The following is a 24,101-nucleotide window of genomic DNA, read 5'->3' as shown; positions in this document are numbered from 1 at the left end:
GTAGGATACTATATATCCATAAATTTCACAGTACACATAATGATTCTTTAAGGAAATATAAAAGAAGTAGTTGGTACCGTAAGATACGTTATTAAATACTTCTAATACTAGTACAATTAAAGCCGGTTATACGAATCAGCTCTTTGGCTTGAGTCATTTACTTGGTTTTCGGTTTGCCCCGCGTCTTCGAGATTTGTCTGACGCGAAACTTTATACGATCAGAAAACCTAGTGATTTCCCGAAACTTGAGAATCTTCTCCGGGGCCAAATTGATATGAAAGTGATACGTGAAAATTACGAAGATGTTTTACGATTGGCCCATTCAATTCGAGAGGGAAAGGTGTCTGGTGCACTTATATTGGTAAGCTTGGCTCCTATGCTCGCCTGAACAAGGTTGCCAAAGCCCTTCGAGAGATGGGACGAATTGAAAAGACAATCTTTATCCTAGACTATATCTCAAGCGAATCGATGCGACGCCGTATCCAACGCGGATTAAACAAAGGAGAAGCAATGAACGCCCTGGCACGAGCCATTTTCTTCGGGAAGCATGGAGAGTTGAGAGAGCGTGCTTTGCAAGATCAACTGTAACGCGCAAGTGCTTTAAACATCCTGATAAATGCAATTAGCGTTTGGAATACAGTTTATCTAGGCAAGGCTACGGACCTGCTTCGAAGTAAAGGGATATTACGAGAGGATTTATTAAAGCATATGTCTCCACTGGGATGGGAACATGTCAACTTCCTTGGCGAGTATCGCTTTGATCCGAAAGAAGTTATCACATTAGAATCATTGCGGCCGTTGAACCAGGGATAGCAATAAAGCCGGTTACACCTTAGCGTAGGAAAAAATCGGCTTTTTGCATATGCAAACGTCCTAGCAGTACGATTTCTTTTTGCATAGACCCCTGTATCGGTCATGCTTTTTCCATACTTTCTATAATCAAAATCACAGCATTTTTTTCTATTCCTCTTGAAAAAGACAAGGAATAGGAACAACCATCCTTTATCCAAGTGGCGAGGTTGATAAGCGAGTTACTTCCCTTGAGTGTTACCTCAATATCGCCAATTTTTACAACATCGGTTTCTTCATAGGATGTATAGTCACCACTGATATCCTCTGCTCCCTTTGCCACTCTATATGTGATTTTTTTACTTCCGTCAGAATAAATAATTTTTGCTAGTTTTCCTGAAATAACTGAAGAGTTATCCAATTTATACCCGGTTGGGAGTTTTCCCGGTACAAGCAGTTCAAAGGGAACAGCTTTTTTAACCTCGTCAACCCCTTTCATATTCTTAATCGGGCTAGTAACTAAAACCCGATCCGTTCCCGGTTGGGCGCTCATTCCTTCCTCATTGTCTGCATGTGGAGATGTTTGAATCTGTTTATTGACCCCGTTGTTATTTATCAATGTTGGATAAATGGCCATAGCACCTAGTACAACGGCACAACAGGCAGCAATAGTGCTCGCTGGCCTGATCCATTTGAGGTATTGTTGTTTTTTTATCTCGGTACTCGCTTCTCTTTTCCTTGACACACTACTTAGAATTCTTTCCTCCATTTGAGGAGTAACTTCGATTTTTTCCATTGCGGAACGATATTTATTCTTCAAAATCATATGCTCCTTTCAGGGTTTTTTTGAGCATATCTCTTGCCCTATACAGAAGGGAACGTACCGTAGACTCTTTCTTTTGGAGAAGAGAAGATATTTCAAATGTGGAATAACCCTCGTAATAATAGAGGTGGACCACTTCGCGGTACTTTACCGGCAGGGTATGAACTGCTTCCAACACCTCTGATTCTTTATCCGTAATACTTTCTATTTGAAGATTTTCGGGAATTGCAATGGTTTTAAACCATGAAGATTTTAGTTTATTTTTACATAGGTTGATAGCGACGCGCATCAGCCAAGCTTTTTCATGTTCAGGACTGGAAAAAGCAGGCTTATTCCTCATCAAACTGAGCAAAGTATCCTGCAGAACATCCTCTGCATCAGAAAGATTATGTAAATACGAATAAGACAATCTTACTATCGTATTGCCGTAGAATTTCAATGCGTGTGCGACTGTCTCATCCGTACACAATGAAACATCGGGCACCTTGCTTACACTCCTTTCGCCTACAAGAATAAAATCTATGGAATCTAAGAAAAGAGCAAAGAGAAACACCCTAAGCTCCTTTCTCATTAGATAAACCTATTAAATGATCCCGTCAATGATTGTTGATAGTGTTTTCTCATTGACAGGTACGTCAAAGGATAGAGAGAAGCTGGTTCCATCCTTTGTCCATGTAGCAAGATTGATACTGTCACCTTTACCTTTTACAGTAATTTGGGTATTTCCAACAGTAATCGTTATAACTTTATCATAAACATTATAATCACCGCTGATATCAGCATTTCCCTTGGTAGTACGGTATGCAATTTGATTGTCACCTTTCGAGTAGGAAATTTTTGCTAGGCTGTTGCTTATCACGGTAATGTCTTTCATTTGATAACCATCCGGCAGGGTTGTAGGCACCGCAAACGTAAATCCCACCGCTTTTCGTGCTTCATCCAACGTGCTGTAGTTTACCAAAGGGTTGGGTAGTCCGATAGAAGCTGGTTTTTTCGGTTTCATCGAGTCGGTTGATATGTTGATAACATGATCTTTTATACTAACACAATTCGGATCGGTCAATAATACCTTGTAGAGGTCAACAGGCACATAGATTGATCCTTCAATGATTGCCGGAGCCACACCCAAGCTTAGAGGTGCTGTCATTCCTATCGCTTTGCTGCTGTATGCAAAATAGGTAGCTTCACCCATTGTTAAATCGGTTTGCATTCTACCATTATCCATGTGGATGGTTTGCTTCTGTTCATCCAACTTCAAGGTGAATCCAAGTGCTTCTGACGTAATTTTGAGCGGAACCATAATTTGGTCTTCCATTACAACAATTTTTTCCGTTCCAAGCTCAACCGTCTTGTTATTGATTTTAAGAGCATATTGCACTACAGGAGATTTCTGCGTCACAACAGCAGTGTGTTTCGGAGATAACACATTGGTTGCCTCAGCGGCAAAAGCAGGAACTGACATCATTGTTGCAGCACATAAACCGACAAGTATTTTTTTCATTTTTAAAACAGTCCTTTCTTTGTATGAATTGTTTATAATTTGAACTTCTATCCTAAATACAAATGAGCAGTGAAAAATGTTGCAAGCTGAAAAAATTATTTATAATTTTAATTATGAACTCAACTTTCGCACCATAAAATTCGGTGCAATCTCTTGAGATTTATGAGATTAACGCGAAAATTCCGTAGATTGACAAAGAAACACCTTTCTTGTTTGATATCATGGAAGTGACGAGCAACCATGCAAACAAAGAAAGGTGTGTACCCCTATGCTACAGGCATTAACTGGCTTTTCCAAGGTGTTCTCTACCCTCCAAATCGGCCTTTTTCTTCGCAAGGCTGGTATTGCCAAAACATTCGGCCACTCTAGCCTAGCCGTGTTTCAGCTTTGACCGAGATATCATAAATTTCAAAACATCTCTTGTCACAATAAAACATATGTCTCCACTGTGGTGGGAACATATCAACGTCCTTGGTGAGTATCGCTGTGCCGAAAGGAGTTACTACCTTAGAATAATTGAACCAAGTATAGCAATATAGCCCGCCCCTTCCTAATGAATTGCGTGTTTTATTACCTATCTTTTAAAGTCAGAGTAAATATAAATCAATAAGCTAATTAATATTCCTATGATACTAAAAATAAAAAGATTGGGGATGTCTTCAACATTTAAAAATCCTATCTGACTGACCCCTCCGCTATTTGCAGAAATCATTGATAAACTAGTAGATATTAGTATAAATAGTATCAAAGAAGAGAAAGCAGTTTGTTTTACATATCTACCGCCCTTATTTTTGTAAATACCAATCGTCAAAAAAATGATGTAGAGGATAATAAAAGTTAGCAACATACTAGTATCCCTTCCGTCTATAAACTTGACTCAAGCCAAAAGTAATATCATGCTTTAATTATTTTGAGTTATAGTCTAGACTAACTGTTTTTTGAAAGGTTTCTGTTCTATTTTTCTCCTTCATAGGATTAAACCATGTTAAAGTAGTCTTCACTTTAAACTCTTTTGTTCCTCTATTTTCGTAATGTCCCACTCCAAAAATATGATCAAAGGAATGCCCCTTATCTTTTAAAACAGCTTTATTTTTCTTGATTTTTATATTTTCTAGACTAATTGAACTTGATAAAATTATATGTATCTAATTTTTCACCTTTATCATCTAAATCAAAGAAAGTTTTAGCTTCGTAATCTAAGTGTTTTTCTTTTGAAAAAACAGGTTGAATATCAGACATACTTACTGTTGACAGTAGTGCAGTAAGGGCTACAGTTATTACTTGTTTTTTTAAACTCATAACAAATTCCTCCATCTTGAAAGTTTAATATTTTTTGAGTAAATTAAAATACAAAAGTCACCTCAAAATTTTCATTTTATTTTTTTGCTAAATAATGTAATTAATTCACCCTCATTGATATTAACATAAATAATGTAAATGACGGTGAATTTTAGTAATTGACTTGTTTTTGACACATATTCATTAACATTAACGTGATAAGTTAGCAGGTTACTTTGAGGATTCTATCAGTTATATTAAAAAGAACTTAAAAGAACTACTTGAATGGCAAGAAGTCTTTGAAAATAATGTTCGTGATAAGATAGCTGGGGCAATTTTTGATTCAGGTGCTCCACTTTCTGTAGCCCGAACCAACTCTTAAAGAGGGATAAGGCGAATGACAAAAGAGACTTTGGAACAAAGGTTAGAAAGGTTAGAGTTTTATCTAAACTTGATGAGGGAGTTTGCAGTAGATCCAGAAACGTTTGCCTTGTGGGATTATGTTATTTCAGAAGGGTTGAGTGAGAACCAGACAAAACAGATTTTAGAAGTTCTAAGAGAGCATCATGGTAATATAAAATCTGCTGTAGAGGCTGGTGCTTCTATCCCTGATTTAGAAGGCTTATTTAGCAAAATGATTCCACTTCTTCACATTGAAGGACGAACCACGAGTAAGGAAAAGGTAATGCAAATTTTGAGAAGAGCTTCTAAATTACCTATATTTCCTTATTTGAATAAACATTTATAAATTATAGAAAAAAGTAAACCGAACGTCCGAACTTACAAATTCGGGCGTTTTTACTGTGAAAAAAGTCCAGAAATTCATCAGTTGCTATTCCTTATTCCCTTAGTGCTAGGGGAAAAATGGGTTAATAGGGGTACCGCCACATCGCCATCAACTTAAAATAATTTAGTACCCCCAAAACGAAAAATACGCTATTCTTTCCGTAGATTCCTAGGAGAGGATGGCGTATTTTATGGAAATCTTAGACGAGCTACAGCTTTTTTCTCAAGAGCTCCAGCGTTGCTTAGTGCCTGAAGCTCTTGAAGAGCTTGCCAGAGAAGCTGGTTTTACCAAACGGAAAAGTAAGTATCAGTCTCAGGAGTTAGTTGCACTTTGTGTATGGTTAAGTCAAAAGGTTGCGAGCACATCTTTAATGAAATTATGTAGTCGTTTAGAGGCATACACTGGGATATTAATGAGTCCGGAAGGACTAAATAAGCGATTTAATAGGCAAGCCGTACAATTTCTTCAACGACTATTTTCACACCTTCTTATTCAAAAGCTATACGCTGCCGATACATTACCTCATGGTTACGCAACTTTGTTTCATAGAATCCGCATACTAGATTCCACTACTTTTCAGCTTCCGGATATCTTTGCTTCTGCTTATAAAGGATTTGGGGGAAGTAGCCATACAGCCGGTGTTAAAATTCAGTTAGAATATGACCTTCTTAGTGGACAGTTCCTACACGTTGAGGCGGGACCAGGAAAACAAAACGACCGAACCTACGGTTCTATTTGTCTAGAGACTGTTCAGAAAAATGACTTATGTATTCGTGATTTAGGCTACTTCGATTTACAGGATTTCGAACATATGGATATGAGAGGAGCTTATTATATTTCTCGTTTAAAGTTAAATAATCGTGTATACCAAAAAAATCCTCACCCGGAATACTTCAAAGATGGAAAAATAAAGAAGCAATCTGAGTATATCCAGTTAAATATGGAAGACCTTATGAATCAAATCCAACCAGGCGAGACGCATGAGATATCCAATGTTTACATAGGTCAGTATCAAAAGCTACCAACCCGGGTTATTATTCATCGGCTGACAGAAGAACAGATTCAAAAGCGACGGAGGGATCAAGCTATTAAAGAAAAAAAGAAAGGAATCGTGTACTCGGAGAGAAGTAAACGATTAAGTGCTATCAATATTTATATTACGAATGCCCCCTCGACAGAGGTTCCTACCGAAAATGTTCATCCTTTGTATTCATTACGCTGGCAAGTCGAAATTCTCTTTAAAACATGGAAGTCTTTCTTTGGTATTGATCATTGTAAAGAAATCAAACAAGAACGCTTAGAATGTCACCTGTACGGGCAACTTATCAGTATTCTTATTTGTTCCTCCACCATGTTTCGAATGCGGGACCTTCTACTAAGAAAACGAAAAAAGGAACTGAGTGAGTACAAGGCCATACATATGATTCAAGATTACTTTCCACTTCTACATAGGTCCATAGAAAAAGACACCACAGAAATGTCAAAGATTCTCCTTCGCCTGTTCAACCTCCTACAGCGTAACGGGCGGAAATCTCATCGATACGAGAAAAAGACAGTCTTTGATATACTGGGTGTCGTATACAATTATACCATGTCTCAAGATCGAGCTGCATAGTATCAAAAATTTAGACCCGCTAGGGTCTATTTGTCATGCACACTTTTATCATGTATGGGTTAGCCCGATAAAAAATAACTACTATCCATCTATAGTGGACCATAGTGGATTCTTAAGTTGATGGCGATGGGGTACCGCCAACCAAATGACTTAAAAACCCACGCTAAGGACTCAGATACAATAAAAAACTCGATTTCCTGTACGCTGAACTGTGACCCTATTTGTAGACAGTTTTAAAAGAATACCTAACTAGGCAGCTAAAAGGTGACTTCTGAATTCATCAGGGGTCATCTTTTTTAATGACCACTGGTAACGTTCAGAATTGTAATAATCAATGTAACTGTCTACTCGATCCCTCAACTCTTGTATTGTTTGACATGTCTTAGATTCCAAATCGTCTTTCATATGACCAAAAAAAGTTTCCATTGAAGCATTATCCCAACAGTTTCCCTTACGGGACATGGACTGCCTAAAGCCTGCTTTCTTGATTAAGCGACGGGTTTTAAAGTGGGTATAATGCAAACCTTGGTCTGAGTGTAGAATGGCTTCGGGGTGAATGTTGCCATCTAGCCGTTGGAACAGTCGTTTCAAAGTAATCCTCACCAATGGAAGCTTTAAAGATGAAGAAAGATAGTGAGCTAAAATCTGTTTTGTTGCCCCATCCTTGACTACCGACAGGTAGGCACATTGACCATTACCGTAATACATATACGTAATATCGGTGAGCAGTACTTTTTCAGGTTCTCCCTGATCAAACTGACGCTGCAACAGGTTGGGACATGTTTGGTGCTCTTGCGTTGCCTTAGCTAATTTTCTATAGGGATTGGCTTGGCGAATGGTAGCAACAAGTTTATACTTTCGCATCAATCGACGAATCTTTTTATGATTCATGATCACTCCACTTTTACGCTCAAGTCGCATCTTAATAACTAATGCTCCTGCTTTACCATGAAGAGCGTCAAAGTGCTTCTTGATAAGTTTAATGTCATGCTCATCCGCATCCTCTCGTAGCTGTCGAATTTTCTCCGCACGAAGCCAACGGTAGTAGCCACTCGCACTAACACATGCAAGTTTACAAAGATATCGTGTTACATCACGCAAATTGTACTGACGTATGGTGCGATTAATGATTTGATAGCGCTCGGAGGGGGATAACGTTACCTCTGCAACTTCTGCTTTTCGAGCGCGTCGAGCTTTTTTAAAAAGTCGTTCTCCGCCTCTAAAAACTTGATACGTGCCTCAGCTCGTTTAAGCTTTTCCTCTACGGACAACTCCGTTGTCGAGGGTCTACCCGTACTTTTCTTTCCACGTTGTTCATCTAAAAGGCCGATCTCTCCATGAATTTGATACACATTACGCCAACGTTTTAAGCATGTTTTTGGTTTGTCATGACCAATAACGTCTATGTCAAAACCAGCACCACAAAAAATTTCCATAGGTGTTTGCCCCTCTTGATACGCTTTGACAGCTGCTACCTTAAATGCTGGTGCATAAGTAATACTTTTGTACGTTACATGCTGAACATAAGGGTTAGCTTCAAGATATTTCATTTCTTGTTCCGTGAAAACTGTTTTTCCCATAATTCTTTCCTCGCTTTATTTTAATAAGTTGATTAAAACACAAAAGACCCGTAAGAAGGTCACAGTTCACGCTTAAGAACTCGAGTTTTTTCATTTTGTGGGATCGAGAAATGGCTGTTTTAATAGACACAGGATTCCCAGGGCAAATTGACGATTTACGCGTGGCCATGGAAAAGGTAGAAGTGTCGTTCGACAAACCTAAAAGTTGTGATTTTGACGCATCAGGATGTGGATCATACCTTGAGTGACGGTCAGGAACTGCCGTTTTGCGGCGGGATTCGCGTCATCCATACTCCTGGGCATACTCCCGGGCATATCAGCCTTTATTTAAGGCAAAGTAAGACTCTCATTGCCGGGGATTCGATGTACAGTGTAAACGGGATTCTCGGGGGAATTCATGTCCCGACCACACCGGATATGAATGCAGCTCGTCTCTCTTTAAAAAAGTATGTAGACCTCGACATTGCATCCGTGGTTTGTTATCACGGGGGATTAAGTAATGTAAATGGTAATGATCAGATATTAGGACTTAGCCAAGGATTATAAAGTTAAAGTTTCATCGGATTATCTTTTGGTGAAACGATGTTGTTACGCTAACGGGGATCGATAGTTCAATCATTTATCTATTGACTTGTTGCCTGCCATTTAGCACAGCAAAGCTGCCGAATATCTCTGCAGCAGCTTCTTGGTTGCACTCTTGATCCCGTGTTACTTTAAGTATTTAAGTATACAATCTTTCTTTTATAATAGATCCTGTTCCATTACTTAATTACAAAAAAAGTTGCAGTAACCACTGGGAAAAAGTCAACAATATAGTAGCTAAAAAATTTTTATATTTAGATATGATATTGACTTTTAAATTCGAAAATCTCATCAGCAGCTTGATGATACCCACCTGATTTTCGAAAGGATTCCCTAATGTTTGCAACAGCTTTCTTGAAAGATGAGAGGCTTAACACATGATCTACCGCTTCACGTAGTTGATTTGCAGTCAAGCTTTGCATTTGTAATTTAATACCTGCTCCGATATTGGCGACTTGTTGAGCAATTATCGGCTGATCCGCGCTTTGTGGGATTACAATTAGCGGAACCCCGTAATAAAGACCTTCATTGGTACTGTTCATTCCACCATGTGTAATAAATAATTTAGTGTATTGCAGTACATCAGTTTGTGGAACATAATTTTTTACGATGAAGTTTTTAGGAATTTCCCCTAAATCAGAAATTTGGGTTTTATTCCCAACAGACATGACAATAGTATGATCAGTGTTCACAAATGCCTCAAAACAAAGCTTATAGAAATCAATTGCTTGGTTTAAGACTGTACCCAGTGAAATGTAAATTGGGTTTTTCCCCTTTATTGCAGTAAAGTCGAAGTTTTCTTGAGTTAATCGTGAAGAGATGGATGGACCTACAAATTTATAAGTTTGGTCGAATGCTTCTCCATAAGGTTGAAACTCCCTAGTTGTATAAACGATTGTAAGTGGTGCAGGATTACAAAACACTTCGTAAGGAGAATGGATCTCCACATCATATTTTTCCTTCACCATTACCGTCAGGCTTTGAAATTTATCGTTTATAGGTTTAACTATTTCTGTAGGGACTTTTATAGAAATTTGTTCCAACATTTTATCGAATGATACTTTTGTCTGCGCAAAAGAAGTACAAGAGTTGATTGCAGGAAGCTTAAGAATTTGAGCAAGTAAACGTCCACAACCAAACATGGAATCATGGATGATGTAATCAAAATGCTCTCCTTTGATCTGTTCAAGAACGCTTGGTATGACTATATCTGCCGTAAGTAAAAGACCGTTGATTCTTTCGAGTAAATAATCTCTTCCACCTGAGATAAAGGCTTTTATAAATTTTTGATCGTCAAATGTTCGTACTGAAGCTCCCGTCTTCTCAATACGCTCCCGAAAAGCTTCTATAGAAAAGTACACTACCTCTTCTCCACGCGAAATAAGCTCTTGCACAACTCCAATAGTTGGATTGATATGTCCCTCTGATCCACCATTAATAAATAAAACACGCGCCATTTCTACCACTCCTTAGGTATACTGTTCTCTAAACTGTGTAAGAGTAAGGGGCACTGTCTCATACCATCGCTCGAATCAAATAATGGAATCAAGTTTATCATAGTACAATACTGGAAAATCTCAAAACTTTAATCACCATATTTTTCCGCTATTCTGCCCGTTAGTTTAACGCAGCTAGCAGTCTTTGTTATGAGGTACCGTGCGTTTATTGAAAAAATAATAAGAAGAAAAGTCGATGGCTATATAGATTCTAATGTTAACTCAATAAACTTTTTAACTGCAGGGGATTGCCACTTCTTTGACTTAACAAGTACATATGAGTAAAAGGGCTCAAATTCTTCATTGTGTTCCATAATTTTTAATAACCCCTTCTCAACTTCATGTTTTACCGTGATATAGGGTACTGCCGCAAATCCTAAACCGCTCATTACAGCTTGTTTGATTGCCTCCAAACTCCACAGTTCCATTATTTGAAATTGAGGCAGTTTATGATTAGCTAAATATCTCTCAAACATGGAACGATAGCTGCATCCCTCTTCATTGGTAATAAAGTAGTCGGTAGTCCCATTATTTTTATAATCATCAAAGTATTGACTTTTGTTCGGAGCAGTAATTAAAACAATCTCTTCCTTGTGGAATTGATGGTAAACGCAATGATCTAACTCTAACCTTGTCCAAACCATAAAAGCAACATCGACATGTCCACTCATAAGGTCTTTTTGGTTTTGCCCACAGGTTCCATTACTCAGAATGATTTTAACATCTGGATATCTAGTCAAATACTCTTTCAAAATCGGTCCTAATCTTGGAGTTAGTATAGTTTCATGGACACCTCTTAGTTAAGTCCTTACAATGAAAACAAGAGGAGATGAGTCCGGATGGAACACAAAAAAACTAATAAGAGATAAAATGTAGATTTTAAAAGAACAGTGGTAGATCTTTATCACTCTGGTTACTCTGTAAAGGAATTATCTAGCGAATCTGGTATTTCAGAAGTCACCATTTATAAATGGATTAAGCCTTCATTGTCCAGTGGTAATTTACCAAATGGTATTGTTTACTTTCTGCCCGGCCTCATCAAAAAACTCAAACCAGTGTAGAAAATGTAGGCTAAGATATTTATTGATCATCTACTATGAGCACAAAAACAGGCTACCTTGGCAGCAACCTGTTAATGTTTAATTGAATTTTGCTTATGGAATTGTTCGAGGTCCCCGCCAAAACCCTGACGTCGCACAGTACGACTGACGTCTCGACTTCCGTTCCGGTATATTCCAATATTTCTGAAGTAAGTTCCTCTCTCGTCCGCATTTACAAGACCAATGCCTTCATCACCGAGGTCTACACGCTGAAGGCACTCTAAGAAGTGTCTTTTTAAAACGGCTTAAAACAAAATTGACTTTACTTGATTTGTTTTTACACCTAGTTGAACTTGATTGTTGTTTACTGAAAGATTTTCTATAGCCTTTTCATTTAGATTAGCTGAATATGCATTACCAATCTCACGGTTGAACTTGAATACTACGGTTTCTTCTACATCTGATGGATTATAGAAACGTAGTACAAATTTACTTTCTTTCTCAGCCTTTTTCAACGTACTCATTACAATGTTTGACTGAACCTCTTTAAAAAAGCTAAAGTCTATAGGTGTTTTTACAGCTGCTCTGTTAAGTTTCATAGCATCATGTGGTATTTTATTATAAGTTTTTACTGGAGTAAGGTACTCTTTTGCGATACGTGCGACGTTTGATTGTTGATTATGTGTTGTGATCGCAAAATCTAATGTTAGTTTTCCGAGCATTTGGGAATCTGGTGTTGGTAATTTAATCCCAGATGGCCGACCTGGTCTGCGTAGCATCTCCTCTTTTCCAAGGAAACCTATACTTCGGAATAAGGTGATCGCAATTGTGTCAAATCCCTCACCAACAATTTCATACTCTCTCGTGCTATTTGTTAAAATACTTACGCCATAGTTGTCGTTTGACAAGCCTACAAAGTTTAACATAGGATAGATGGAATCAGGGCGCTCATCCCACCCCTCTTTCTCCCACACATATATAGCAGAATCAACGACATCACGTCTAATGGAACCGAATTGATTATCAGAAATCGAAAACGAAGATGAAATGTTTGTTGGAATCAGTGCTCTTAGACGATGATCCTTCGCATAGTTGTTCACTTCTAATTTTACTTCAATCACCGGCTTATGATTTGGAACAGTAACGACGATATGGACTTCAACTGCTCCATCCACTATTTGGGCTTTACGTTTTTCTATATTAGATGGTACTTCAAAAGTATATTTAATATCAATTGTTCCACCATATTGATTTTGGCAAATTTCTGTTTTTACATCTTTAGCATTATCACTGTATATTAGCTCTTCGTTTGGTAATGGTGAGTAGTCGTATTCATCCCCGTCATCTCCCCCATTTTCTAGCAGAAGAACATTTTCAAATCTTTGATTTAATTTTTTATCAAAAATATTTAATGTTCCATTTGGATTTACAATAATTTCGTAAAAATCTGTTTCAACCTTATTCGTTGACACATATGAATTTGTAGCTTTCTCATCGCACTGTAGGACAAAATATGTTTTATAGCCCATTGCTGGAAGTGTATCTTTAAATTGAATTGTATACTTTATGAATGGATCATAATTTCCATAATGAACTATTTGGCGGTCGATTAAACCAGGATCAGTGATTTCACTTCCAATTATCTCAAAATCAAGTTCATTTAGATCTTTATCAACAAGCTTGAAAGATTTTAGTTTTGTCATAACACTTGATGTAACAACCTCTGTCCGCTCATATGGAAGTAAATTAAATGCGGTTAGTCGATCATCCTGTTTATCTGTATCTATTGAATCGACTATTTTACGTTTATAAAAATGGATTAACTGATCGACTTTTTCCTCCGCTAGGAAGAATCGGTTGCATATTTCACGATGTACTTTATCGGAACAACAACAACCAATACTGTCATGCGCGTGGTTCTTCATAATTTCTTTCCAAATAAGTTCAATTAAACCATGATGGTATTCAAAGCCTAACCTATATGCAATGGAAGCAAGCGGTTCTAATATATTTGTGATCTTGTTCTCTATTCTGGCATTAGCCGCTTTAATATCCATGCGAGTAGAAAAAATACTGCGATGAACACGCATATATTTGCCATCTAAAAACTCACCCTGCAATGTAGGAAGATCCTTATGTTTTTCAAGTTCAATAAAGACATTTTCATATTTGCTTAAGAAAAATTCACGTTCTGGATAGAGCTTGCGTAGTTTTTGCATAACCGTAAAAATGTTCTTTTGAATCGGCATTTGGTCATGTCCGTTCGGTAAAATGATATGGTCTGTTGTCGCCCCATTATCAAGCACAGTGAAGTATTTATCGATTCGTTTTTGAAGTTCTTTCTCATCTTCTGGCAAATATTTCCCAATTGCATATCCTAATGGAAATAATTGTACAAGAACCTTTGAACCATCATCCGTTTTCCAATAAAACTCCGTTTTATCGGTCCCATGACGTTCAGAAGTACCCCGCCAAAATATTGAATACTTAATATCAAAACCGTTCAAAATCATCGGCATCTGGGCTGATTGTCCAAATGAATCCGGGAGATATCCAATTCTCATGTATCCCCCATATTCTTCACTATCTTTTATGCCGTATAAAAGGTTACGTACAATTGATTCTCCACCTACCACCATTTCATCAGTCTGTGTATACCAAGGTCCGATAATTAATCGTCCTTCTTGAACAAGTTTTTTTAAGCGCTCTTTATTTTCTGGCTTTACAGAGAAGTAATCTTCTAAAATTGAAGTTTGTCCATCTAGTACATAGTATGGATAATCTGGATTGTTTTCTAACATCTCCATGATTTCTTCCATGTTATTAACTAATAAAATTCTAGATTCTTCTGTAGAAAAATACCATTCTCTGTCCCAATGCATATGGGGAACTATATGAACGTTTTTCATTTTATTCTCTCCATTCTATACTAAGTCTTGTTGCATTTTTTATTTCATTCTCTCTTTATCTATTTTATTTTTACGAGTCACTATCAATAACATCATTGATATTACGGCACCTATTAATGCTGCACCAAACCAAATACTTGCTGCTAGTAATAATGGTTGTCCTTGTAATAATGCAAGTGAGAAAATACCAGCACCAGGGACATTTAAACCAATATCAAAGTAAGCTACAATTCCACCAGTTATCGCAGATCCCACGATTAATGATGGGATAACACGAAGTGGATCGTTTATCATGAACGGGATTGCACCTTCAGTTATTCCCGCTAATCCAAGTAACCAGGTTTGTTTCCCTATTTCTTGTTCTTGTTTTGTAAAATACTTTTTACCGACGATTGTTGCACCTGTTACCGAGAATGCAGATACCATTTTTACAGATGCAAATGTTGCGTAAGGAACAAAGTTCCCACTTGCCATTGCACCGATACAGAACGTATATGCTGCTTTGTTCACTGGACCACCTAGGTCAAATGAAACCATTGCACCCAGTATTACACCCAGAATGATTGCATTTACTCCACTCATTCCGTTAAGCCACTGAATTAACCCCTCATTTAAGAATGCTAATGGCTTACCAATCACAAATAACATGATTGAACCAACAACAAGTGTTCCAATTACAGGATAAAACCAGAAGCTAACAAATCCAGCGAATGTACCTTTTGGTTTTACTATCCTTTTTAAGGATTTCAAAAAATAACCTGCTAATAGACCACCAAGCATCCCGCCTAAGAATCCACTGCCAATCAAGTTTGCTGCTATTCCTGCCGCGAAACCAGGAGCCAATGCAGGTTTATCAGCAATTGAATATGCCATGTATGCTGATAGAATAGGAATCATTAACTGACCTAGAAGCGATCCGCCAAGTTGTCGTAATAGCCACAACCATGTACCTTCTTCTGCGTACAATTCTTGCAGACCAAATGCTTGTGAAATAAAGACGGCCGCGGCTAACGTCATACCACCTGCAACAATAACTGGAATGATATATGAAATACCTGTTAATAAAGAGTCTTTGATTTCTGTTCTAATAGATTTACCTTCTGTTTCGTCAGTAGAATTATTAGAATTGACAAACTCTGATTTCGGTGAATTCTCAGCTATTTGTAACGCTTGTTTTAAAATGTTTTGAGCATCTCTTAGTGGTGCTGCCACTGTTGTTTTTACCTTTGGGAGGTGGTCAAATCGATCTGCGTCTTTTACAGCTACATCGACTGCGTACACAATCGCGTCTGCTTTTTTTAGAAGTGCTTCTGTGTGTCGGTCTTCAATACCGTTTGCGCCTTGCTTTTCGACAAACACGTCGATACCAAGTTCTTTTCCTGCCTTTATTAAGGCCTCAGCTGCCATATAAGTATGTGCAATACCTGCAGGACAAGCAGTAATCGCTACTATTGTTTTATCAAGCTTTTTCACATCGCTTGTATTTGGTGCTTCTTGTTGGGATTTATCCAAACATTCGTATAGGTCTGTATTTGTCTTTGCCTGTAGTAAGTTGTTTTTATATTCCTCGTTTGATAATTTTGTCACAAGCTCTGATAATAAGGAAAGATGTAATGAACCTTCCTCCACTTTTGGAATCGCTAACAAAAAAACTAATTCAACTTTATTATTTGGATCGACGCTTTCCCATGAACCAATAGGCTTTTCAAGTGTTGCAACAGCGAAGGCTGCTTCTTTTACCGCCTGTGATTTACCATGAGGTATTGCAAGACCACCCTCGAATCCAGTAGGGGATAATGCTTCTCTATCCATTACAGCTTTATAAAACTCTTCTTCAGAGTGTATTTTCCCTTCAGCTGCTAATTTCTTTATTAGGTACCTTATTACTTCCTCTTTAGAGGAGAAAGATTGCTTGGTACTAATTAAGGATGGGGAAGTCAAATTCCTTAACAACATAGCTGTAACCCCTTTCATAAATGTGTAGATCAATATGGTTACATCTTAGCAAATAAAAAAAAAGAAGCTGGATTCTTCTTTAATTTACACAGAAATCTATTTCTAATTCTCTTTCGTGTGTATTTCTACACATCATTTTTCTATAGCCCAATAAATTTCAGCTAATGCCCGTAGTACTATCATTACTGGCGTTTTATCCGTGATATTATACTCTTTAAACTTTCTATTAGGAGAATAACAATACAAATTTGCATCTGCCATTTGCTGCAAGGAATTTTTGTAAAAATGTGTAAGGCTTATTAAACGAACTCCTCTTTTCTTAGCTATCTCAGCAATGTCTAATACCTGAGACGTTTCACCCGACAAGCTAATGAGAAAAAGAACATCGGTTGCTTCAAGGCGATTGACCTCATGAATCATATCGTGGCGATGATAATAATGTTCCGCCTGCTTTCCAGCAATTTTAAGGTACTTCACTATAATTTCACAAAAAGGAGTCGTATCTCCAACTGCGAAACATAGCACCCGATTCGCCTCCTGAATCATTTTTGTAACGATCACTAATTTATCTCGATCAATAATACTAAGTGTTTTATGTAAGTTAAAAGAAAGACTATCTTTCATAGGTTCTTTTTTCTGATTAATTTCTTCCTTCAAACTAATTTTCATTTGGGAGTACCCTTCATAACCCAATTTCTTTGATAATCTTGTAATCGTATTCGGTACAGTAAAATGCTTTGCTGCTAAATTCTGTATCGAAAGGTTAACAGCTTCTTCTTTATTTTTAAGGATATATTCAATGATTTGTTCATCAGTGTCATTTAACTTATATTCATATTTTTTAATTTGTTCTTCGAATAGCATCATTGGATAACACCTTCTATTCTGGGATTATGTATATAATACGTGAGAGGAAATCCACCTGTATTTGAGAAAAGGCTACACTCATCTTAATTGAAATGAGACCTTGAAACAAGGATAGGCTGGGGTATTTTGGAGTAAGGAGCTTTCCCTTTTCGTAAATATGTTAGTTACAATTTAAGCTGTTTAGAATTGTTAGAAATAAAAGTGCGTTAGATCGATAACTTATTTGATAACATTTTTATATTTTTATACAAAAAATGAAATATTAAAGTATATTTATTCCTATTTTCAGGTCTCAGCTATCTTTTGGTTTTATCTTCTTCATTTTTCACCTCATTTAAACAATAAAATGATTGTTTGAATATTATTTATACCCTATAATAAAAACAATCAAATGAATGTTTGAATGTGGAGGTAGAGAATGAACAACGTATGGAACAAAATCATTTATAAATTAGGGGCGCCTTTTTATGATGCCTTTTTTAACTCTGGTATCTTTCTGAACGCAAGAAAAAAGGTGTTTGAAGGCCTTGTCTTACACAAAGGGCAACATATTCTTTTTGTTGGTATCGGTACAGGAGCTGACTTGTGCTTTTTTACTGAACAGGACATTCAAATAACTGCCATTGACATATCTCCTTCTATGCTGACCCAAGCCAAGGAAAAAGCAAACAAAAAAATGAATATTCAATTTTTAGAAATGGATGCCCAGCACCTAGCATTCCCTGACCAATCATTTGATATGATTGTAGCCAATCTTATTCTTTCCGTTGTGCCTGATGCAAACCAATGCATGAAGGAGATTATACGGGTAACAAAAAAGAAAGGTACGATCGTAATTTTTGATAAATTTGAACCTATAAACAAAAAACTTTCTTTTAGTAAAAGACTACTCCGTCCAGTCATCTCTGTACTTGGCACTGATATTGGGCGTAACTTTGAAACAATTGTTAAGCCGTACAATGAGCAAATTATAGTACAAGGAGATGCTCCGATCTTATTTAATGGTATGTACCGAAAAATTACCATGCAAAAGATATACTAAGTTCCTCTATTCCTTCTATACAGCGAAAGCTAAAAGGTTTTTTTCGTCCAAGGAAATACGAATCCATAGCTAAATTTGTTCATTATTGTCCTATAGATCAAATACATCACGATTAAGCTGATTGGAAGCCCGTAAACCAGCGACTTGATTCCATAAAAAACACTTTCATAGTTCATCATTTTATTAAAACCTTTTGACGTAATTCCAACGGATTTTAGCATTGCAAATTCTCGTTTTCGAAGGGATATGCTCGTTGAGATTGTATTAAAAATATTCGCAATCGAAATCACTGAAATTAATGCGATAAAACCATAAGAAAATACTGACATTAACATAATCTTCTGTTCATTTTGTTACCGATATTGATATATATTGTGAACATACAGATAAGTCTCTCTCATTTCTTCGATTTCCTGTTATGTTTTTATCGGATCCGTACTTTTCAGGAAGAGACTACATTCTTTTTGCAATTTTTACTTTTTACATTGGGAGCTACTTTCCGTAATACTTAATTCTACATGTCTACCCGTTTCGGGTATTTACGGAATGTTGTCTTGTAAGGAAATTACTCCTGCTTGTTTTCCATTTTTATATATTCTTCTATAATCAAGCCATTTTTATATCTAACAATATCTATTTATCTACCCAAGGAATATAGAATATATAACATGATGCTAAACAGTTCTCATTCCATTATGGTCGTCCCAGCATTGTATATATCGTGCTACTCGTATTGCTCCTTTTTTGGTTTTCTCTCATATTGAAATTCATTTAAAACCTACTTTGGTGAGGAAATAAAGAATTTTCTAACAAAACTTTACTGGAAGGCTATTGTTCTTTGCCAATTAGGTGCAATTGTGGAAGACCGCTTAGTTTTAGTTGATTATTTAAAATAGACAAATTGGATAACGAAAAAACCAACCATAAGAAATTCCATGGTTGGCTTTACATCAATCATTTGATTTTTAGTTGCAATGCTAGAAGTATTTTCTTGTACGAGTTGGAGAGTTCAACTCCACTAGTTACATGGCTTAATAACCTTGATTCTCTCAATTTTCCTGCTGCTGTTTTAAAATGGTACGTTTTGGATGGTTTAATTAAAAAGTCTCGTAACCGCCTAATTATATTGGGAGGTTTTTTCGGCAGAACCTACACTTTGTTTAATGCGATAACTCATTCCATCAAGATGTTCGAGAAAAATAATTAGACTGATCTCAAATAAAAAGGCAGTGGCAGCTTCGGACGCGAAAATAATGTCCTAGACTACTACCTAAGCTATCGATCTCTGTTAGAGTTCAATGATCTTTGTAGCAATATTTTTGCAAAATTCCCTGTCATGCTCCACAAAAAGAATGGTTGGGGAGTGTTCAAGCAGTAACTCTTCAATTTGCATGCGAGAAATAATATCAATAAAATTAAGCGGTTCATCCCAAATATGCAAATGAACTTTCTCACAAAGACTTTTTGCAATCAACACTTTTTTCTTTTGGCCGCCGCTAAAAGTTGAAATATCCTTTTCAAATTGAACTCTGGAAAAATCAAGTTTTCTTAAAATAGATTTGAAAAGGCTTTCATCAATCCCATTGTTTCTAGCGTAGTCCGTTAAATTGCCCTGTAAATGTGAGGTGTCCTGTGAAACATAGGATATTTTAAGCTGACTTCCCTTTCTGAAAGTACCAGTATAGTTTATATTCTCACCACAAATAAGTTTGATAATACTTGATTTTCCGGAGCCGTTTTTACCTGAAAGCGCAATTCGTTCACCTTGTCCAATAGTAAAACTCATATCTGTGCAAACCATCTTTTCACCGTAATAAATCGATACATTTTCAAGTTCAGCAAGTTGGTTTTTATGAAAAGCAAGTTGTGAAATCTTTAAGCTATCAGGGTTTTCAATATTTTTAAGGAGCTTAGATCGTTCATCAATAGCAGATTGTTGTCTTTGTTCCATTGCTTTAGAGCGTTTCATCATTTTAGCAGCCTTATGACCAATATAGCCTTTATCTACCTTGGAACCGGAATTTCTTGTACCATTTTTCGTTTTTTCCACTTCGTGTGACCAGTTGCTCGTTCGTTTAGCAGAATCCGACAAGCGTTTAATGTCTTTTCTTAGCTTTTCGTTCTCTGCAAGCTCAAAGTTATCTTGTCTCTTTTTATTTTCCCACCAATCGGAGAAATTACCTTTTTGAATTTCGATGTTGGTCTTATTGATTGAAAGTATGTGATCTACGGAGTTATCAAGAAATGATCTGTCGTGAGACACAAGAATAAATCCGCTTTTGGTATTGAGATAATCACTGACAAGTTTTCTTGCATTCATGTCAAGATGATTGGTTGGTTCATCAATTAACAGAAAACTATTTTCCTTAAGAAATAATGTAGCCAACAACACTTTCGTTTGCTCTCCGTTGGACAATGAATCAAAGGGCCGATATAAAACATCCTCAGAAACCTTTAACAATGAAAGCTCACGCATTAATTTCCAGTGAAGATAGTCTGGAAAAATGTCGTTGATTACATCAAGGGTATTATGCTCCTTGTTTTCGACAAGGAAAGGAAAATATTCAAACCTGACATTAGCAGAAATATTTCCGCTGTATTCATATTTACCAAGCAACAAGTTGAGAAATGTTGTCTTACCTCTACCGTTTCTTCCCGTAAATCCTAATTTCCAATCGGTATCTATTTGGAAACTTACGTTTTCAAATATGTTATCGAAACTACCATCATAGGCAAACGTCAGGTTTGTAACATTTATTAATGACATGAAATTATCCTCCTGTATGATAAATATAAAAGCCACAAGAAAGTTACTTTCTTGTAGCTCAAATAAATACAGCAAATCCAACCCCCTATAGAGTTAGATAAGGATATATTGTTTGAGTGAAAAGATGTAGTAACTTTCTTGCATATAAAGAATAAAACATGCGAAAAATATCGCTTTTCTTGTTTTATTAATTTATATATTCGCAAGAAAAATTACATGATGCTTTTCAACTCCAATCATTAAATTAAACGTATCTTATCATACCCATTTTTTAATTTCAACAAATAAATCCTGGACAATCGAGGTTAAAACCACAAGACCAATCAAGAAGAACGACAAGAATAGGCAAATCTGTATATTCGAAAATAAGCTATAAGGAAAAAGCATGTGTGGAAAAAATACGAACGCGCAAATAAAAAAGACTGGTTTTCAATAACCAGCCACAATCGAACATTTAGTAAAAATCACATACACCAACCAAATAACAAATGATAAAGGAATATAGAAAAGCATAAGTGTACTTGATGTAGCAACGTTTAACCGGTTGTCACCTTCTAGGTCAGAGGTATTGATTAAAAAGTCAATATTGTCTGAGTCAATGATTCTTACCTTTTCGTACAACTCGCGGAACACTTTTTCTTGTCTTAAGATACACCCGTCCAAGAGCCAACAGGTTAAAACAAGTATAAAAGATAAAAACAAATTACTGTTTGTATCTTTTGCGGCTAGAGCCATCAACTCAGATACTAAGGTAACAGCTCACCTCTTTATATAAAGGAGTTTCTCTCCATTCCATTATTACAGACTGAGCCATTTCTAAATGATTCAGTTTCGAGTTTTTCGTCACCCTATTTAAATAAATTTATCGTTGCAATAATGATCGGCATGCCGAACACATCAATGAGAAAAGCACCTACAACTGGAACGACCAGGTAAGCTTTTCGTGAAGGTCCAAAACGCCCAGTCACTGCAGCCATATTCGCTATTGCATTTGGTGTAGCGCCAAGGCCATGTCCTGTAAAACCTGCGACCATTACTGCGGCGTCATAGTCTTTGCCAAGCAACCGAAACAAAATGAAAATACCGAATAGGATAATAAATACAACTTGTACAAACACGATCAATAGCATTGGAAGCGCAAGATCAGCTACTTCCCATAATTTTATACTCATGAGTGCCATGGATAGGAAGATTCCGAGTGTCACGTCACTAATCAGGTTGATGCTCTTCATGTCAATTGCATTGGGATTTAGTTTATCTACGACGTTACGGACGATGACCGCCACAAACATGGCTCCTACATAATTAGGTAGAACAAATCCCGTTGCTGATGAGAACAGCTCGCCTAAATACGTTCCTAATGCCATACAGAATGTGATGAGCAGTACTTGGATGAAGAAGGTATTTGTCGTAATCGGTTGTACTTTTTCTTCAACTTTCTCTACCTCATCTTCTGTTTCAGTCGGCTTTAGATCGTATTTTGAAATTAAATATTTTACAGTCGGTCCGCCAATTAAGCCCCCAGCTACGAGGCCAAAGGTAGCTGCAGCGATCCCAATGGCTAACGCTGATTGAATTCCCATATCTTCAAGGGTTTGTCCAAATGCACCTGCCGCTCCATGTCCACCTTCCATGGAAACTGACCCTGCCATCATCCCAATTAATGGATGAATGCCGAACAATGAAGCCATGGAGACGCCAATCACGTTTTGTGCTAAAGCCAAGAATCCGCATGCGAGCCAGTATATGACGAGCAGCTTACCACCTAATTTGATGAGCTTAAAGCTTGCTCCCAACCCTACAGTTGTGAAGAACGTGAGCATGAACAGGCTTTGAAGTGAGGTATCCAATGTAATTTCCAAAGCTCCCGTCGCTTTCAGGGTCGTTACAATGGTTGCAAACAATAGCCCTCCAACAACTGGTGCCGGAATACAAAACTTTTGCAAAAATCCCGCTTTTTTTACTAGGAATGTTCCTAATACTAGTAGTGCTACTGCGAGAAATATCGTATTTACTTGATTAAGTGCTAAAGTCATAGTTGTTTCCCCCTAAAAATCTCATGATAGCTTCATTCGTCAAATAAGCACCTAACTTTACTGTTCTTCCGTTTTCATCTAAGACAGGATTCACTTCACAAATATCGAACGAAAGCGTTTTCTTATGAGCTGCAACTCTACGAATCAAGGTTCGGACAACCATTGGTGTTAATCCAAAAGGAGATGGAGCACTGACTCCCGGGGCAAATGCTGCATTTAAAACATCTGTACAAAGTGTGAGCATGACATAATCTTGTTTTTCTATGAATTCATTTAATGCAGAAATGATGTTATCCATCCGTTCTTCAGTCATATCTTCTTCATAAATATACTGGGTACCGAGTTCGTCCGCTTTATCAAATAGTTCCTGTGTATTACCGAAACGCTGGATCCCAAGCACAAAATAACGGCTATTTTTGTCATTTTCTAATATTTGCCTAAACATCGTCCCAGATGAAGGCTGATTTTCATAGGAACGTAAATCGAAATGAGCATCTATATTGATGATTCCAAGCGTAGCATCTTTTCCTATATGTTTTCGAACACCTAAGTAATGTCCATACAGCGTTTCATGTCCTCCGCCTAAAATAATGGGAGTCGCCGACTTTGAAAAGATTTTAGAAACTGCCAGACCCAATTCTTTCTGGGCATCTTCGAGTTTTTCGTTTTGACAAAGAATATTCCCTACATCGATAATACGTTTACCTTCCTCCAGTTTCCAAGGAAGACCTGCAAGTGCTTGCCTAATAGCATTCGGAGCTTTGGCTGCACCTAATCGGCCTTGATTGCGCCTAACTCCTTCTTCACATTCAAATCCGATAATTGCACAGGTGTTATCCTTGAAAGTCTGCAATCTATCTAAGTCAATCAATTCCACAATTTGATGGTAGCGAAAACTGCTTCTTCTTTCCGTATGATCAGTCCTACCGGTCCATAAATCAGCTGAAACATTCGTTGGCACTTTGTTCATCCTTTCTGAAATTTCTGAAGTAGATTTTTTTTGATTATATAATGACAAACTTATTATTTCTAA

The 24,101-nt window shown here is 37.1% G+C and carries 16 protein-coding genes and 5 pseudogenes; 6 read left to right on the top strand and 15 right to left on the bottom strand.

Annotated features, from left to right (window positions below):
- Window positions 1-112: 112 nt before the first annotated feature.
- Window positions 113-813: pseudogene (locus tag BrL25_RS22205) on the top strand (Tn3 family transposase); the annotation flags it as partial.
- Between the two features lie 100 nt (window positions 814-913).
- Here BrL25_RS22205 and BrL25_RS22200 read toward each other — a convergent pair.
- From BrL25_RS22200 to BrL25_RS22180, 4 genes are all read right to left on the bottom strand, one after another.
- Entirely contained in the window at window positions 914-1,615 is a 702-nt protein-coding gene (locus BrL25_RS22200) for a DUF4367 domain-containing protein (RefSeq protein WP_099327288.1), read from the bottom strand.
- Window positions 1,599-2,096 (bottom strand): sigma-70 family RNA polymerase sigma factor, encoded by a 498-nt coding sequence (locus BrL25_RS22195; RefSeq protein ID WP_026315387.1) that lies wholly within the window; start codon window positions 2,094-2,096, stop codon window positions 1,599-1,601. Before BrL25_RS22195 ends, BrL25_RS22200 begins: the two co-directional genes overlap by 17 nt.
- A gap of 99 nt (window positions 2,097-2,195) precedes the next feature.
- Window positions 2,196-3,113, bottom strand: coding sequence for a stalk domain-containing protein (locus BrL25_RS22190; protein ID WP_018674416.1), 918 nt, complete (start codon window positions 3,111-3,113; stop codon window positions 2,196-2,198).
- Window positions 3,114-4,229: 1,116 nt separating this feature from the next.
- Window positions 4,230-4,412 carry a hypothetical protein gene (locus BrL25_RS22180; protein ID WP_018674418.1) on the bottom strand — a complete coding sequence of 61 codons (183 nt, stop codon included), beginning with the start codon at window positions 4,410-4,412 and terminating at the stop codon, window positions 4,230-4,232.
- Between the two features lie 376 nt (window positions 4,413-4,788).
- Between BrL25_RS22180 and BrL25_RS22175 the strand changes: the two genes are divergently transcribed.
- Both BrL25_RS22175 and BrL25_RS22170 read left to right on the top strand, forming a co-directional pair.
- Window positions 4,789-5,139 (top strand): DUF1878 family protein, encoded by a 351-nt coding sequence (locus BrL25_RS22175; protein WP_018674419.1) that lies wholly within the window; start codon window positions 4,789-4,791, stop codon window positions 5,137-5,139.
- 229 nt (window positions 5,140-5,368) lie between these two features.
- Window positions 5,369-6,793, top strand: coding sequence for an IS4 family transposase (locus BrL25_RS22170; protein WP_099327287.1), 1,425 nt, complete (start codon window positions 5,369-5,371; stop codon window positions 6,791-6,793).
- A 249-nt stretch (window positions 6,794-7,042) separates the two neighbouring features.
- Here BrL25_RS22170 and BrL25_RS22165 read toward each other — a convergent pair.
- Both BrL25_RS22165 and BrL25_RS25940 read right to left on the bottom strand, forming a co-directional pair.
- Window positions 7,043-7,933 (bottom strand): annotated as a pseudogene (locus BrL25_RS22165) (IS3 family transposase); the annotation flags it as partial.
- Window positions 7,934-7,950: 17 nt separating this feature from the next.
- Window positions 7,951-8,373 carry an HTH domain-containing protein gene (locus BrL25_RS25940; RefSeq protein ID WP_197245323.1) on the bottom strand — a complete coding sequence of 141 codons (423 nt, stop codon included), beginning with the start codon at window positions 8,371-8,373 and terminating at the stop codon, window positions 7,951-7,953.
- Between the two features lie 110 nt (window positions 8,374-8,483).
- On the opposite strand from BrL25_RS25940, the pseudogene BrL25_RS22160 reads away from it, so the two are divergent.
- Window positions 8,484-8,919, top strand: a pseudogene (locus tag BrL25_RS22160) (MBL fold metallo-hydrolase).
- A 290-nt stretch (window positions 8,920-9,209) separates the two neighbouring features.
- Here the strand turns inward: BrL25_RS22160 and BrL25_RS22155 are convergent.
- Entirely contained in the window at window positions 9,210-10,412 is a 1,203-nt protein-coding gene (locus BrL25_RS22155; protein ID WP_018674229.1) for a macrolide family glycosyltransferase, read from the bottom strand.
- A gap of 239 nt (window positions 10,413-10,651) precedes the next feature.
- On the bottom strand, window positions 10,652-11,203 hold the full coding sequence (locus BrL25_RS22150; protein ID WP_206765334.1) for a LysR substrate-binding domain-containing protein: 552 nt from the start codon (window positions 11,201-11,203) through the stop codon (window positions 10,652-10,654).
- Between the two features lie 138 nt (window positions 11,204-11,341).
- Here BrL25_RS22150 and BrL25_RS25935 point away from each other — a divergent pair.
- Window positions 11,342-11,431, top strand: a pseudogene (locus BrL25_RS25935) (helix-turn-helix domain-containing protein); the annotation flags it as partial.
- Window positions 11,432-11,796: 365 nt separating this feature from the next.
- Here BrL25_RS25935 and mngB read toward each other — a convergent pair.
- The 3 genes from mngB to BrL25_RS22130 all read right to left on the bottom strand — a co-directional run bounded on the left by mngB (window position 11,797) and on the right by BrL25_RS22130 (window position 17,223).
- Window positions 11,797-14,400, bottom strand: a complete 2,604-nt coding sequence (gene mngB, locus BrL25_RS22140; protein ID WP_018674227.1) for a mannosylglycerate hydrolase — start codon at window positions 14,398-14,400, stop codon at window positions 11,797-11,799.
- Between the two features lie 39 nt (window positions 14,401-14,439).
- Window positions 14,440-16,356, bottom strand: coding sequence for a PTS 2-O-a-mannosyl-D-glycerate transporter subunit IIABC (gene mngA, locus BrL25_RS22135; RefSeq protein ID WP_018674226.1), 1,917 nt, complete (start codon window positions 16,354-16,356; stop codon window positions 14,440-14,442).
- Window positions 16,357-16,488: 132 nt separating this feature from the next.
- Window positions 16,489-17,223 carry a MurR/RpiR family transcriptional regulator gene (locus tag BrL25_RS22130; RefSeq protein ID WP_018674225.1) on the bottom strand — a complete coding sequence of 245 codons (735 nt, stop codon included), beginning with the start codon at window positions 17,221-17,223 and terminating at the stop codon, window positions 16,489-16,491.
- 418 nt (window positions 17,224-17,641) lie between these two features.
- Here BrL25_RS22130 and BrL25_RS22125 point away from each other — a divergent pair, with 418 nt between their 5' ends.
- Window positions 17,642-18,265, top strand: a complete 624-nt coding sequence (locus BrL25_RS22125; protein ID WP_018674224.1) for a class I SAM-dependent methyltransferase — start codon at window positions 17,642-17,644, stop codon at window positions 18,263-18,265.
- A gap of 47 nt (window positions 18,266-18,312) precedes the next feature.
- Here BrL25_RS22125 and BrL25_RS22120 read toward each other — a convergent pair.
- The 4 genes and pseudogenes from BrL25_RS22120 to hutG form a co-directional block, all read right to left on the bottom strand.
- A pseudogene (locus tag BrL25_RS22120) lies at window positions 18,313-18,717 on the bottom strand (ABC transporter permease); the annotation flags it as partial.
- A gap of 836 nt (window positions 18,718-19,553) precedes the next feature.
- Complete coding sequence (locus BrL25_RS22115; protein ID WP_026315366.1) at window positions 19,554-21,032, bottom strand: Lsa family ABC-F type ribosomal protection protein; 1,479 nt, start codon at window positions 21,030-21,032, stop codon at window positions 19,554-19,556.
- Window positions 21,033-21,880: 848 nt separating this feature from the next.
- The gene (gltS, locus tag BrL25_RS22105; protein WP_018674220.1) at window positions 21,881-23,068 is read right to left on the bottom strand and encodes a sodium/glutamate symporter; all 1,188 of its coding nucleotides are present in this window, start codon (window positions 23,066-23,068) and stop codon (window positions 21,881-21,883) included.
- Complete coding sequence (gene hutG, locus BrL25_RS22100) at window positions 23,052-24,038, bottom strand: formimidoylglutamase (RefSeq protein ID WP_035312410.1); 987 nt, start codon at window positions 24,036-24,038, stop codon at window positions 23,052-23,054. The genes gltS and hutG overlap by 17 nt, the downstream gene beginning before the upstream one ends.
- Between the last annotated feature and the right edge of the window lie 63 nt (window positions 24,039-24,101).

The organism is Brevibacillus laterosporus DSM 25, assembly GCF_002706795.1.
In the GTDB taxonomy this organism is placed as follows: domain Bacteria; phylum Bacillota; class Bacilli; order Brevibacillales; family Brevibacillaceae; genus Brevibacillus_B; species Brevibacillus_B laterosporus.
This window is presented reverse-complemented; position numbering and strand designations above follow the sequence as displayed.